The 15,277-nt window shown below is 39.5% G+C and carries 12 protein-coding genes; all 12 read left to right on the top strand.

What is annotated here, in order from left to right; genetic code table 11:
* Nucleotides 1-233 precede the first annotated feature (233 nt).
* Entirely contained in the window at nucleotides 234-1,325 is a 1,092-nt protein-coding gene (locus EFD62_RS13490) for a class II glutamine amidotransferase (RefSeq protein WP_069194278.1), read from the top strand.
* Complete coding sequence (locus EFD62_RS13495) at nucleotides 1,325-2,830, top strand: glutamate synthase-related protein (protein ID WP_069194277.1); 1,506 nt, start codon at nucleotides 1,325-1,327, stop codon at nucleotides 2,828-2,830. Before EFD62_RS13490 ends, EFD62_RS13495 begins: the two co-directional genes overlap by 1 nt.
* 12 nt (nucleotides 2,831-2,842) lie before the next feature.
* Entirely contained in the window at nucleotides 2,843-3,271 is a 429-nt protein-coding gene (locus EFD62_RS13500) for a 4Fe-4S dicluster domain-containing protein (RefSeq protein ID WP_069194276.1), read from the top strand.
* Between the two features lie 4 nt (nucleotides 3,272-3,275).
* Nucleotides 3,276-4,514, top strand: a complete 1,239-nt coding sequence (locus EFD62_RS13505; RefSeq protein ID WP_069194275.1) for an NAD(P)/FAD-dependent oxidoreductase — start codon at nucleotides 3,276-3,278, stop codon at nucleotides 4,512-4,514.
* A complete protein-coding gene (locus tag EFD62_RS13510) occupies nucleotides 4,504-5,226 on the top strand; it encodes a GltB/FmdC/FwdC-like GXGXG domain-containing protein (RefSeq protein WP_069194274.1) in 723 nt (240 codons plus the stop codon). Before EFD62_RS13505 ends, EFD62_RS13510 begins: the two co-directional genes overlap by 11 nt.
* Nucleotides 5,227-5,258: 32 nt before the next feature.
* Nucleotides 5,259-6,575: a type I glutamate--ammonia ligase gene (glnA, locus tag EFD62_RS13515; protein ID WP_128706279.1), complete on the top strand. Its 1,317-nt coding sequence runs from the start codon at nucleotides 5,259-5,261 to the stop codon at nucleotides 6,573-6,575.
* A gap of 29 nt (nucleotides 6,576-6,604) precedes the next feature.
* Nucleotides 6,605-7,174 (top strand): ANTAR domain-containing response regulator, encoded by a 570-nt coding sequence (locus tag EFD62_RS13520; protein WP_069194272.1) that lies wholly within the window; start codon nucleotides 6,605-6,607, stop codon nucleotides 7,172-7,174.
* 257 nt (nucleotides 7,175-7,431) lie between these two features.
* On the top strand, nucleotides 7,432-7,701 hold the full coding sequence (locus EFD62_RS13525; protein WP_069194271.1) for a DUF1294 domain-containing protein: 270 nt from the start codon (nucleotides 7,432-7,434) through the stop codon (nucleotides 7,699-7,701).
* 139 nt (nucleotides 7,702-7,840) lie between these two features.
* Nucleotides 7,841-9,865 (top strand): UvrD-helicase domain-containing protein, encoded by a 2,025-nt coding sequence (locus tag EFD62_RS13530; RefSeq protein WP_328590686.1) that lies wholly within the window; start codon nucleotides 7,841-7,843, stop codon nucleotides 9,863-9,865.
* Between the two features lie 25 nt (nucleotides 9,866-9,890).
* The gene (locus EFD62_RS13535) at nucleotides 9,891-12,122 is read left to right on the top strand and encodes an ATP-dependent helicase (protein WP_069194269.1); all 2,232 of its coding nucleotides are present in this window, start codon (nucleotides 9,891-9,893) and stop codon (nucleotides 12,120-12,122) included.
* Nucleotides 12,119-12,943, top strand: coding sequence for a PD-(D/E)XK nuclease family protein (locus EFD62_RS13540; protein WP_128706280.1), 825 nt, complete (start codon nucleotides 12,119-12,121; stop codon nucleotides 12,941-12,943). The genes EFD62_RS13535 and EFD62_RS13540 overlap by 4 nt, the downstream gene beginning before the upstream one ends.
* Nucleotides 12,944-15,235 (top strand): single-stranded-DNA-specific exonuclease RecJ, encoded by a 2,292-nt coding sequence (gene recJ / locus EFD62_RS13545; protein ID WP_128706281.1) that lies wholly within the window; start codon nucleotides 12,944-12,946, stop codon nucleotides 15,233-15,235.
* The last annotated feature ends 42 nt before the right edge of the window (nucleotides 15,236-15,277 follow it).

The raw sequence follows: 15,277 nt of genomic DNA on the forward strand, positions 1-15,277 counted from the left end.
ATTTAATGCCTGGTGAAATTTTAAACCAACAAATCCTTCAAAATGTTATTGACAGAATTGCTATTTTAACGTATTATTATAAGTACAGTGAACAAAGGCGTTCACCAAATAACGAAAGCCATTATGTGTTAAGTATATGCTTTTTGTTATTGGGTGAATGCCTTTTTACATTATATATATAAGAAAAAGATGTATTTTGCAGAATACTTGAGATTTATTCGGAGGTGGGACTTATGTTAAAAGAAGGTCAAATAAGAATACCGTCAGGTTGTGCTATATCAGGTATATTTTCAAAGTCAGGTAAAAGAGTAAGCGGCGAATCTATTATTAAGTCAATTGCGACAATGCACGACCGGTCAAACGGTCTGGGGGGAGGATTTGCTGCTTATGGAATTTATCCTGAATATAAAGACTATTATGCATTACATGTATTTTACGATGGAGATACTTCCCAAGAAGAATGTGAGAAATTTTTAGAACGCCATTTTGATATCATCAATCTTTCTAAAATACCAACCAGAAAAACTCCGAGAATAACAGATGCTCCTTTGATTTGGAGATATTTTGTTACTCCATTGCCAACGAAGCTTGCCGAAAGTCAACTGGATGAAAAAGAGTTTACTGCAAGGTGTGTAATGAAAATAAATATGGGAATAGATGGAGCGTATGTATTCTCCAGTGGTAAAAATATGGGAGTATTTAAGGCCGTGGGGTATCCGGAGGATGTGGGCGAGTTTTACAAACTTGAGGAATACTCAGGTTACTGCTGGACCGCTCATGGAAGATATCCAACCAACACTCCCGGATGGTGGGGTGGTGCCCATCCCTTTGCTTTACTGGATTACTCGGTGGTTCACAACGGTGAAATATCTTCTTATGATGCCAATAGAAGAACTATTGAAATGTATGGTTATAAGTGCACATTGCAAACGGATACCGAGGTAATTACCTATATTATTGATTATTTGAATCGAAAAATAGGTCTTAGCCTTGAGGAGATATCCGGAGTTGTTGCAGCCCCTTTTTGGCAAGTTATTAATAGTATGCCTAAAGAAGAGAATGAAAAATATACTTATCTTCGAAATGTCTTTTCATCTTTATTAATAACAGGTCCTTTTTCAATATTGGTAGGCTTTGAAGGGGGAATGATGGCTCTAAATGACAGATTAAAGCTTCGATCTATGGTAATCGGAGAAAAGGATGACATGGTTTATGCAGCCAGTGAAGAATGTGCAATTCGTGTTATAGAAGAAAATCTGGATAGAGTGTGGTCTCCAAAGGGTGGAGAAGCAGTTATCGCTACATTGAATAGAGGTGTAATATAATGGGAATTAATTATTTATATCAAGAATATGAAGTTTCAAGAAATATGGATAGATGTATTAATTGCAGGGTTTGTGAGCGACAGTGCGCTAATGAAGTTCATAGTTTTGACAAGGACAAAAATATAATGCGCAGTGATGATGTCAATTGTGTCAACTGCCACAGATGTGTAGCTCTTTGTCCGACAAGAGCTCTTAAGATAGTAAAAACAGATCATACCTTTAAAGAAAATGCCAACTGGCGTGGTTCTATAATCAATGAAATATATAAGCAAGCGGAAAGCGGTGCAGTACTATTGTCCAGTATGGGAAATCCCAATAATTATCCTGTATATTTTGATAAAATCTTGCTAAATGCATCTCAAGTTACAAATCCTTCTATTGACCCACTAAGAGAGCCTATGGAAACAAAAGTGTTTTTAGGCAGTAAGCCAAAGAGTATACAAAGGGATAAGGACGGAAGGCTTATTAATAATTTGTCTTGCGGAATTGAACTTTCTGTGCCAATAATGTTTTCTGCCATGAGCTACGGATCCATCAGCTATAATGCCCATGAGAGCCTGGCAAGAGCGGCAAAAGAAGCAGGAATTTTATATAACACAGGAGAAGGCGGACTTCATAAGGATTTTTATCAATACGGAAGCAATACTATTGTACAGGTGGCTTCAGGCAGATTTGGAGTGTATAAAGACTATCTTGAAGCGGGTGCTGCAATAGAAATAAAAATGGGGCAAGGAGCAAAGCCTGGAATAGGAGGTCATCTTCCGGGGGCAAAAATAGTAGGGGATATATCCAAAACAAGAATGGTTCCAGAAGGGTCAGATGCCATTTCTCCGGCTCCTCATCATGATATTTATTCAATCGAAGATTTAAGGCAGTTGGTTTATTCATTAAAGGAAACCACAAATTATAAAAAACCTGTTATAGTCAAAATAGCCGCTGTTCACAATGTAGCAGCTATTGCCAGCGGAATTGCCAGAAGCGGAGCGGATATTATTGCTATTGACGGATTCCGTGGAGGTACCGGAGCTGCTCCTACAAGAATCAGAGATAATGTGGGAATTCCTATCGAACTTGCTTTGGCAAGCGTGGACCAAAGACTTAGAGACGAGGGTATAAGAGATAATGTATCCATTGTTGTAGGCGGAAGTATCAGAAACAGCAGTGATATCGTGAAAGCAATTGCACTAGGAGCTGACTGTGTTTATATCGGAACAGCGGCATTGCTTGCCCTAGGATGTCACCTTTGCAGAAGCTGTCAAACAGGAAAATGCAACTGGGGTATTGCAACCCAAAGTCCTGAATTGGTAAAGCGTCTTAATCCAGATATAGGATTTAAAAGACTTGTTAATCTTGTGGGTGCATGGGAACATGAAATAAAAGAAATGATGGGCGGAATGGGCATTAATTCAATAGAGAGCTTAAAAGGGAATCGACTGATGCTAAGAGGAGTAGGACTTAGTGAAAAGGAACTTCAAATATTAGGAATTAAACATGCGGGGGAATAGGGGGTGCTTTTGGTGAAAAGAGTATATGTAAATGAACAATGGTGCCTAGGATGCCATTTGTGTGAGTATTACTGTGCTTTTGCAAATTCTAATGAGACAGATATGGTTAAGGCATTAAAAGACATTGTTATACACCCAAGAATTCAAATAGAACAAAAGGATAATATAAGTTTTGCCGTATCCTGCAGACATTGTGAAGAACCTTTGTGTGTAAAGGGGTGCATTACAGGGGCGCTTTCAATTAACGAAGGAGTAATATCCGTTGATCAAAATAAATGTATTGGATGCTTTACTTGTATTTTATGCTGTCCTTATGGAGCAATAAGTGCGGGGGATGAGTCAATTATCCAAAAATGCGAGCTGTGCACTAATAACAAACATGGAAGTCCCCATTGTGTAAAAGGTTGTCCTAATAATGCCATTGTTTTTGAAGAGAGGTGAAAAAATGAGGTATGTAATAATAGGAAATTCCACGGCGGCCGTGGGAGCAGTGGAAGGGATAAGAAAAAACGATTTGGAAGGCGAAATAATAATAATTAGTAAAGAGCCTTACCATGTATATTCAAGACCTCTTATATCGTATTTGCTGTATGGTAAGACCGATGAGGAAAGAATGAAATACCGCAGTAAAGATTTTTATGACACTATGAATTGCAAGGCGATTTTGGGCAGAGAAGCAGTAAAGATAGATGATGCAAAAAAAGAGGTTCACCTTGATGACGGGGAAGTTTTAAATTACGATAAATTACTTGTTGCTACCGGATCATTACCCTTTGTTCCACCTATGGAGGGGTTGGATGGGGTTCATAAACGATTCTCCTTCATGTCTTTGGATGATGCGAAGAAAGTGGAAAGTGCTATTTCCTCAAATAGTAAAGTATTAATAATTGGTGCGGGATTAATAGGATTAAAATGTGCCGAGGGGATTTCAAAAAGGGTGGAGAGTATTACAGTAGTAGATTTGGCGGATAGAATTTTATCCAGTATATTGGACAGAGACGGGGCCGAAATAGTTAAATCCCATATGGAGAAAAGAAATATTAAATTTATTCTAAATACAAAAGTGGAGACATTTGCAAATAATGAGGCGGTATTGTCTAATGGAGAAAAAGTTGAATTTGATGTTTTAGTACTTGCTGTTGGTGTTATACCTAATACAGGTTTAATAAAAGAGATAAACGGCAAGATAAACCGAGGCATTGTTGTTGATGAATTCTGTCAGACTTCCATACCGGATATATTTGCCGCAGGAGATTGCTGTGAATCCTTTGATATAACTATGGAGCAGAATAAGGTTCTTGCATTGTTGCCCAATGCTTATATGCAGGGGGAATGCGCAGGAATTAATATGGCAGGGGGCAAAAAAGAGTACGGAAAAGCAATTCCTATGAACGCAATATCTTTTTTTGGTCTCCACATCATAACAGCGGGAAGTTACATCGGGGAAGTTTTTAGCAAAAGTAATGGGGAAAATTATAAAAAATTATTTGTAAAGGATGGACTGCTAAAAGGCTATATTATGATTGGAGATATCGAAAAAGCAGGGATTTATACAAGTTTAATAAGAGAAAAAACTCCTCTGTGCGATATTGATTTTGAATTGGTCTTGCAAAGTCCTGGCTTGATGGCTTTTACAAGAAAAGATCGCAAGAAAATACTTGGAGGTGTGGTAAATGAATATTAATGCTCAAAATTTATATTTTAAGAGTTTAAATGAAAAAATAAGAGAAACATCCGATAAAGACATTGTTATAGAAAACTGCATAGGACAAAGATATATAGGGAGCGGGCAAAGCGATAAAAACATTACAATATACGGTACCCCGGGAAATGATCTTGGAGCATATTTGAATGGGTGTACTATAAGGGTAAAAGGAAATGCCCAAGATGCAACCGGGGATACAATGAATGACGGCGTCATATATATTCATGGAAATAGTGGGGATGCCTGTGGATATGCAATGAGGGGCGGAAAGATATTCATAAGGGACAATGCAGGATATAGAACAGGTATCCATATGAAGCAATATAAAGAGAAAAAGCCTGTTATAGTTATTGGTGGCAGTGTGGGAAGTTTCCTTGGAGAGTATCTTGCAGGAGGAATCATAGTAGTATTGGGATTAAATAGCGAAAATACTGTTCCGGTGGGAGATTTTTGCGGAACAGGTATGCATGGTGGTAAAATATACTTAAGGTGCAACGAGCTTCCGCAAGACTTGCCCAAACAGGTGATTGCAAGGGAAGCTGATAGTGGGGATATGGAAGAAATAAAAGAGTATATAGAAGAGTTTTGCCAAGAGTTTGGCAAAGACAAGGAACAGATACTAAGCTCCAAATTTTTCTGCCTGATCCCCAATACGAAGAACCCTTACAAGCAGCTCTACACATATAATTAATCAAGAATATAACCAAAGGAGGTTTTCTGAGGATGACTTATACTATGAAAGAGGTGCTGGAATTTGTAGAAGAAAATGATGTGAAATTTATCCGGCTGGCCTTTTGCGATATTTTAGGGACTCAAAAGAATATCTCTATTATGTCTCAAGAGCTTGAAAGAGCTTTTGAACAAGGGATATCCTTTGATGCATCTTCAATTTTGGGATTTATGAATGTTGAAAAATCCGATTTGTTTTTACATCCTGACCCATCCACTTTAAGTATTTTGCCCTGGAGACCTCAGCAGGGAAGAGTAATACGTTTTTTCTGTGACATAAAACATCCCGACGGGAGAGCTTTTGAAGGAGATACAAGGAATATTCTTAAAAAGGCTGTTAGTCGTGCGGAGAAAATGGGATATATATGTAAGATAGGCTCTGAGTGCGAGTTTTATTTATTTGAAACCGATGAAAAAGGAAGACCGACATATATTCCCCATGATGAAGGAAGATATTTGGATATTGCCCCTCTTGATAAAGGAGAAAACGTAAGAAGAGAGATTTGTCTGTCTCTTGAACAAATGGGAATCCAGCCGGAAAGTTCCCATCATGAGCAAGGTCCCGGGCAAAACGAAATAGATTTTAAGTATAGCGACGCTCTTACAGCAGCAGATAATTTAATGACTTTCAAAGCTGTGGTTAAAGCTGTCGCATCAAGAAACGGGCTTTTTGCATCCTTCATGCCAAAGCCTATTTTGAGTGAAAGCGGCAGCGGACTTCATATCAATTTATCTCTTTCAAAAGACGGACTCAATATTTTTAAAGAGAGAGATAATGATTCATCTGCTGCAAAAAGCTTTATTGCCGGGGTTATTGATAGAATGTTGGATATTACTGCATTTTCCAATTCGATCACAAATTCTTATGCTCGTTTTGGAAGTTTCAGAGCGCCAAAATTCGTATCTTGGTCTCATCAAAATCGTTCTCAGCTCATCAGGATCCCTGCTGAGACAGGGGAATACAGCAGAATGGAGCTGCGCTCTCCGGATCCGGCATGTAATCCATACATTACGTTTGCACTTATTTTGCATGCAGGACTTGACGGAATCGAACGAAAATTAGAGCTTTCGGAACCGATTAATAACAATTTGTATAATTCTAACGGCGATGAATTACGAAATATTAAGGCTCTTCCGGAAAACTTAAAACAGGCCTTGGATATTGCATCAAAAAGTAGTTTTGTAAAGAGTATTTTAGGGGAAGAAATGCTAGGCAAGTATTTAGAGATAAAGTTTGAAGAATGGGAGAGATATTTTGAAAGTGAAGACAAGGAAAGTATAGAAAAGCAGATGTATTTTCGAAGAATTTAGATTCAAAAAAGGGATAAGTCGGTGGTGATATGGATAGTATTCTAATTGTATCCAGTTCTTTAAAGGTCAGCTCTTCATTGGAAGAGTTATTAAGGTTTAACTCATATAACGAAATCGTTTTGGCTAAAAATGCCGGTGAAGCTAAAAGAATACTAGTTGACAGAGATTTTGATTTATGCATAGTTAATACACCGTTAACAGATGAATTTGGGAGCAATTTGGCAATAAATATTGCCAATAGGGGAACAACACAAGTTATGCTGATTGTCAAAAGCGAGTTGGAAGATGAGATATCCGATAAAGTTGAAGATTTTGGTATATTTGTCATAGCAAAGCCCGTTAATCGTCAGCTTTTTTGGAGTGCTCTAAAGCTTGCTTCTGCCGCTCACAATAGAATAAAAGGTCTTAAGAAACAAAACGAACAGCTTCAAAAAAAGATAGAGGATATAAGGTTTGTCGATAGAGCAAAATGTGTTTTGATTGAATACTTAAAAATGTCGGAAGCTGAGGCACATAGATTTATTGAAAAACAGGCAATGGATATGCGGGTTACCAAGAGAGAAATAGCAGCTAGAATATTAAAAACCTATGAAAAATAATTTGTGAAATATTTTTAAGATAGTTGAATAATATATTCTAAAATGGTTAATAATTATAATGACCTCACAAATACATTTTAACCCCCTAATAGATGCCCTGGCGTAATGCCGGGGTATTTATTTAACTTGAAAATTTGTTTTAAAGCAATAAAATTTGATATAATATATATGTAATCCTGTTGTTAACTTATTCGAAACCATTGTAATTCTTGGTAATTATGGAAACTCAATATTTGATGACGATGGGGGAAACGAATATGTTTATTTTTCTTTTGCTTATGACCATAAACATTGTTGGCTTTATTTTAAGCGGGGTTGACAAATATAAAGCTGCAAGGAGCCTGTGGAGGATACAGGAAAAGACTTTCTTCTGGCTTGTCCTAATGGGAGGTGCTCCGGGAGTATATTTGGGGTTGCTCTTTTTCAGACACAAGACAAGACACCGCAGCTTTATGATAGGAATTCCGTTGATTTTTGCATTTCAGATTTTGGGAATCATCCTCGTCTATATACTCAGCAGGACTTAATAAAGCTTTGTCGATTACCATATTACTTGTCGCATTTATTAAATATTTTCATTAATCTTCCCATGATGGTATAATATATGCAGGAAAACTTTTTGGAGGGATACCTATCAAATTTTTTGATGATCTTACAAGGAAGATTATAAAAGCACCGATAGAAAATTCAAAGCTGATACTTAAAGGTCCTACTGGAAGCGGAAAATCAACTTTGCTTCTTGAAAGGTACAGGTATATGGTTGATACCCTTAAGGTACCCAGCGAAAAAATACTGATACTGCTTTTAAACAGGACCCAGTCTTTGGAGTGGAGGACCAAGACATTTCTTGAGGGCTCCGGTGCAATTCTCAGAACCTCATATTTTGGTTTTATTCAGGAGGAGATAAGAACCTATTATCCTCTTATTCTAAAAAACTGCAATGAGATTGGAAATAGGGATGTGAAGCCTGTTTTTCTGACCTTTGAAGCTTCCCAATTTCTTGTGTCCATTGTTTTGGATTGGCGAAGGCAAAAAAAAGGAGCCTTTGCGGGGGTTACCTCTTTTTCCGACAGGCTTGCAATTGATATGACATCAAACCTTGTCAAGGCTGCTATTTCAGACATTCCCTATAGCGAGATTGGAGATCGCCTATATAGTGCTTTAGAGAAAAAAGAAGACATAAAAAAGCAGGTATACAAAGAAGCCGACGATATAATACGGGACTATAGAAAAAGGTGTATGGAGCTGGGCATATTCGACTTTGGTATGGCCGTGGAGTTGTACAACAAATGCCTCCTTACTGATGAAACATACCGAAATCAGTTGTTTCAAAGGATTAATCACCTTATTGTAGATAATATCGAGGAGTGTGTACCTTCGGAGGTTGATTTTATCAAATTCCTGTTGCCCAAATTAAAGACATGTCTTTTAGGGTATAATCATGAAGGGGGATATGGACAGGCCTTTGGAAGTAATCATGAATATGTTAAGCAGCAATTGATTGATAAAATAGAGATAGTGGAGATGAATAGATCCCACACCTGTAAGGATTTTATGTATGAATTCTCGGACATGCTTTTTGATATCATAGAGAACTCTACACCTTGTAAATTCAATATGCGTCCGGAGATAGAGAGGGTTCCGGCATTAGAACTTAGAAGTGACATGCTGGAGAGGGCAGGGGATAGAATTATAGAGCTGATTGAGGATGAAGGATATAATCCTTCAGATATTGCAGTAATATCCAACTATGCAGATCCTGTCACAGAGTTTGTTATAGCAAGAACACTTGAAAGACACGGATATGAGATTAAAAACTTGGCAAGAATGAACAAGATAATAGACAATCCCTTTTCCCAGGCACTGATAACCTTGGCTCAGCTGTGTCACCCGGCTTATGGTTCGGTACCGGGAAGGGACGATATAAGGGCGCTCATTAGGATGGTACTGAAAATAGACCCGGTAAGAAGTTCCATCCTTGCGGGAGAGGTCCTTGCCCAAAGGCCCTTTGCCCAGTTTCCCGATATAGAGTTTCCGGGACTGGTGGAGAGGGTCGGGTATTATAACATTGAAAAGTATGAGTACATAAGGAGCTGGATAAAGGAATACCGAGAGAGGGAAAAACCCCTGCAGATACATGAGTTTTTTCAGAAGGTTTTTCTGGAGATACTGCTTTCTGGGGAAGTGTCCCAGAAGGACATTATTGAAGCCAAAAAGCTTATTGACAGTGCGGAGTCTTTTGTTAATGTGGTTTCAAGGTTCAATAGGAATGCCAGCAGGGATTTTCTTGATATCGCGAAGAAGGGAATAAAGTCTGCAGAAAGCATATTTGAGTTGGAAGAGAAGCTTAACGGCAATTTTGTACTAATGTCTACTCCGGTGGCATACCTGTCAAGCCCATTAAAAAGCAAGGTGCTGATACTTTTGAGTATCAGCAGCAACAATTGGACCCCGAGAAGTATCAAAGAGATAACCAATATCCATGTTTTGACAAAAACGTGGAATGAAAAGGATATTTATACAGAGGAAATGGAAGAAAGAAATCAGAAACACTACTTGGCAGTTCTCATAAGGTCACTGTTAAAAAGATGTGACGAAAAGCTTATAACCTTTGAATCTATGCTTTCTGCCAACGGCTATGAAAATGACGGTATTCTGGCAGATTATTTTGACGAGATACTGACGAAGTAAAAGAACTATTTGGGAGGCATGTTTCGTGGGGCTTAGAAAAGGGCAGAAAGAGCTTGTGGAAAGATACAGAGGGGGAAAATGTGCTATTCCGGCAATACCGGGAGGCGGCAAGACCCATTGCCTTTCTTTGTGGGCAGTAGAGATGATAAGCAATGGGTACCATAAACCGGGCAAAATTCTAATTGTCACGTATATGAACAGTGCTGTGAACAATTTTAAACAGCGTATCTCTGCAGAGCTCCAAAAAAGAGGTATCAATGGGAGCAAAGATTACTTTGTATCCACAATTCATGGCCTGTGCCTTCAAATCATAAAGGAAAAGCCCGACCTTATTATTGCAAACGAGGAATTTGAAATAATTGATGAGGTGTCAAAGATACACTTGATTTCCAGCGCAATAGATGAGTGGAAGAGATATAACGAAAGGGAGTTCCAGCTTTATCTGGATATGGAGAACCTAAGCTCGGGCAAGATGGGAGACATATATAAAAACTGGCAGGACAAGCTTTGCAGGATAATGCTTTCGGCGATCAGCGATTTTAAGGTGAAGGGCATTACACCTTCCGAAGCGAAAGAGAAATGCAAAAGCTTAGGGAAAGATTCCATTCTCTCATGGGCATCCGACATATTCGAAATATATGATAGAAGGTTAAAAATCGGTGGCTTTTTGGATTTTGATGATATGCTTTACAATGCAAAAAAAATGCTGGAAACCGATGAACACCTTCTTGAGAAATATCGAAAGAAATACTCCTTTGTGTGTGAGGATGAGGCTCAAGATTCAAACTATATTCAAAATGAGATACTGACATTGATTGCCAATGGAAACCTGCTGAGGGTTGGAGACAGTAACCAGGCGATTTGCGGAAGCTTTAGCAGCAGTGACTTCACACTTTTCAAAGGCTTTTGCGATGCTCCGGACACGATGGTATACAGTATAACCCAGTCAAGTAGAAACACTAGGGATATTATTGACCTGGCCAATTATTTTGTAAGGTATGTAAGGGAGAATCACCCGGTACCCCAGTGCCGTGACAGCCTGCTTCCCCAATATATCGAGCCTGTGGCTGAGGATGACCCAAGACCCAACCCGGTCATTGATGAATATGGCATAAAAGCCGCTGTATTTGAATCGTGGGAGGAGGAAGCAAGGGGAGTTGTGACCCAGGCAATGCACATGATAAAAAAGCATCCGGATAAGACTATTGCCATACTTGTCCCTTCGGCATGGAAAATGTCGCTGGTCATAAATATTTTAGAATCGAGAAAGGCTCCCTTTGAACAGCTTGACAATACTTCCGGAGAGAGGAACGGGACGCTGAAGAAGCTGGGTAGAATTATTGACTTTTTAGCCGTACCGGAAGATGGTGAAAAGTTTTCCAATATGATAAATGAGTGCATTCTAACTGGTACCTATGACAGCCCCGATTTCGCCGATACCGAGGATGAGGTAAAGACGATGGGGCAGAGGGAGCTTTTGAGCGGATTCTTAAAAAAGTATCCTGTGGAAAAGCTTCTCTATCCTGTGGGCGGGATAATTGAAATTGCCGATGTGCCGCAGGAGCTTCTTCAAGCAAATATCTGGAAGGATTTTGTAGACTGTCTTGATATGGTTAGAGAACTGTTGGAGTTTCCCAATACTATTGTGGAAAAGCTTATTCTATTCATATCGGAAAAACTTAGGTTTGACAGAGAGGAAAGAGCAATAGCCCAGAAGGTGGCCGGTGATGTAAGATACCTTATGAACCAAAATCCCCGGTGGAGGCTCAGTGACCTTGCATTGGAGCTTCTGAGCCCTAAAAATATGTTCAACTATTTTGCAGGGATCGTTTGGGATTTAAAAGGCTTCGAGCCGCAGCCGGGAGTGATTACGGTTGCTACATACCATAAATCTAAAGGCCTTGAATGGGATATTGTATTTCTCACAGGGCTTAATAATGCTGATTTTCCGGTTTTGCTGGAGGATAAATTTATGGGCGAATTCTGGTTTTTGAAGGAGCAGTATAAGAATCCCCAGGCTATAATTAAAAGTGAAATGGCAAAAGTGTTTGAAGGGAAAATCGGCAGGGATTCGATTTTAGAATCAAAGCTGGAAACGATTTCAGAGAAGGCAAGGCTTCTTTATGTCGGTATTACCCGGGCAAAGGAATATCTCTTTTTATCTTCCTATGAGCTAAGCAAGGGTAAAAGGGTTGAGCTTCCGTCAAGATATATCCTTGAGCTGAGACAGTATATTGAGGAGGCTGGGAGAATATGAATAATGATTTAAGGTTTTTCAATTATTTTTTGTTTACACAGCAATCCATATCGACTTTTGAAAAGTGTCCACTGAAGTTTAAAAAGAGATATCTTGAAGGTCTAAAGTGGAAAAGTGTGATTAGTGAAGAGCTAAATAGAAGGCGGGAGATAGGCAATAACTTTCATATAATGGCTCATAGGTATTTTTTGGGAATTGACACTGGATTTACAGAGGGGATTGAAGGATATGAAGAGCTGTCAAGATGGATAGAAGCTCTTAAAACTTATTTCCCAAAGACAGACGATGCACTGTATCTTCCTGAGTATAAGCTAAGGATGGCAAAAGAAACCTTGAGACTTGAAGCAAACTTTGACCTCCTTGTGGTAAAAAAAGGCGGCATTGAAATATGGGACTGGAAGACCCCAGGAAAGAACAAGGCAGTTGATGAGAGGCTAAAAGGCGAAAGGTTAAAAGGGAGCCTTCAGTCAATGGTGTATCTTTTTGTGCTGAAGGAGCAGGCGCAGAGGGTGGTTCAAAGGGAAATCGACTGCTCAAATATAAGGATGTTCTATTGGCAGCCGGAGCCTGTCAGTGTTTTGGCTGAAATAAGCTATACTGATGAAATGCATGAAGAGTTTCGACATACTCTAAAAAGAAAGATAGACGGTATTTTGGAGTATGATTACGGGAGCTTTGATAAAAAACTTTATAGAAAAAATTGCATGTATTGTGAGTTTAACTGGTTTTGCAATAATGAACGGGTTGATTTTGAGGCTGTGGAAGAGGATGAGGATTTCCTCGATCAACTGGATTGGGATAGTATTGAGGAGCTGAGGTAGTTGAAGGTCAAGGTAAATATATTAAACGGAGGAATCCACCTTCCGCAAGAAGTGTTGGATGCTTGCGGCGATGATGAGCTTGTGGCGAGGATTTTTTACAACCGGGGATATAAGAATCCGGATACGATAAGGCAGATGCTGAATTCAGAGCTTTATGAGCCTACCGGAACCTGTGAATTTTCCGATATGTCCAAAGCCGTGGACAGGATTTTTCGTGCAATTGATAATGGAGAAAAAATATGTGTGTATGGAGACTATGATGTTGACGGTGTTACCAGTACTGTTACCCTTGTGGAATGCCTGAATTTCTTTACTCCAAAGGTGGTCTATCATGTTCCCGACCGATTTACCGAAGGATACGGCATGAATGAGGATGTAGTGAGAAAACTTGCCCAGGAGGGTGTATCGTTAATAATCACCTGCGATTGCGGAATTTCAAACATCAAGGAGATAAGCGTTGCTAAGGAGCTGGGAATGGATGTGGTGCTGACCGATCACCATACTATTCCCGATGAACTTCCTCCGGCCGATGCAGTATTAAATCCCAAGCTTTTGGAGGAGGGGCATAGGGCAAGGAATATATCCGGCTGTGGGATGGTGTATTTTCTCTGCCTTGCCTTGCTTGAGAAAAAGGGTCTTGCCAGTAGAGCGGAAAAGTTTTTGGACATGCTTGCATTATCTCTTATAGCGGATGTGGTGAGCCTAAATGGAGAGAACAGGTACCTCCTTAAGAAGGCTTTGCCTGCTCTGTTTAACACAAAGAGAATAGGGCTTAGGCAGCTTCTTATGATAGCAGAAAAGAACGGAAAACTTGAGAATGAGGAGGACGTTGCATTTCAGATAGCCCCTAGAATAAATGCAGCGGGAAGAATGGAAACAGCACGGCTTCCAGTGGAGCTTTTTTTGTGCCGAGACGCCCAAAAGGCACGAATTATGGCGGAGAAAATTGACTCCCTAAATACAGAGAGAAAAAGAGTGCAGCAGACAATTATAGATGAAGCTGTTGAGATGGTGGAGGCAAGGAAAAAGAACAAGACAGTTTTGGTACTGTTTAAGGATTTTTGGCACCATGGGATAATTGGAATAGCTGCCGGCAGGATTTGTGAGCTTTATCGGAAGCCGGCAATACTGTTTTCCCTGAAGGAGGATGGGATTACTGCAGTAGGCTCTGCGAGGTCCATTGAGGAGATAAATATTTATGAACTGATCAAGGAGTGCAGCGGAAAGCTTTTGAAGTTTGGGGGGCATTCTCAGGCCGCAGGACTTTCAATCAAAAAGGATGACATTGAGGATTTTATCGCACAAATTGAGCTGGAGGCAGAAAATAGGTATTTTATAAAGGACATGATAAATGTCAACGCCGATATGGAGCTGGAGTTAGAAAGTATAGATCAAGAGCTTTACAATAGAATTCAATCGGCAGGACCCTACGGAGAAGGCTTTGAGGCTCCTTGGTTTTATATTAGGAATATTACTGTGCTAAGTGACAGAATAACGGAGAAAAAACATCATATAATGGTATTAGAAGACCAAAAAGGAAAGCGAATACCGGCGGTCAAGTGGTTTGGAGAGGATGAGTCCTTTGAAGGCAGGATATTTGATATAGTCTGTAGGCTCAGCCGTAATAATTACAGTAAAGACGCGGGTATTCAACTGACTTTAGGATATATGATTGAAACTTTTGGAGAATTCAGGGATCTGTTTGAAGGGGAAATAGCGGATGAGAGGAATACATCTGTTGAAAGCCTCTTGAAGAGATATCCCGAAGCTCAGATATTCTACGAAGGGCTTCAGGCGGCATGTCCTATCGAGAATACTGTTGACAGGTTTTTGGTGAGAAACTGCGATGAACTCATTTTCCTGTCAACTCCTTCTAATACAGACATTTTCAGAGAGGTCATTGCCCTTGCCAATCCCCAAAAGGTAATAATAAATTTCGGTATCCTTCCGAACTATACCTTTAAAGGCTTTGTATTGAACCTTCTGGGGCTAATAAAGCATATAATAAAAAATAGAGATGGGAGAGCCTATGTAGACGAGCTTTCCATGAAGCTTTGCGTTGAGGAGAGTATTGTAAAAGCAGGCTTAAAATATCTAGGGTCTTCCGGAATGCTAAACTATACCCTCAGTGAGGATGAAGAGAAGGTCTATTTATCGGAAGGCAAGGGTGTATCCGATAGCCGTGCCTTTATGGCAAAAAAGAACCTTGCCGATGCTTTGGCTGAAAAAAATGCCTATCAGCAATTTATTTTAAAGATGGAGATTGACAAATTTAAGGAATATCTTAAGTAATTCAAACTTATATTGAAGAAAAGCGATTGATAATTGATGATT

Source organism: Acetivibrio mesophilus, from assembly GCF_004102745.1.
GTDB classification, from domain to species: Bacteria; Bacillota; Clostridia; order Acetivibrionales; family Acetivibrionaceae; genus Hungateiclostridium; species Hungateiclostridium mesophilum.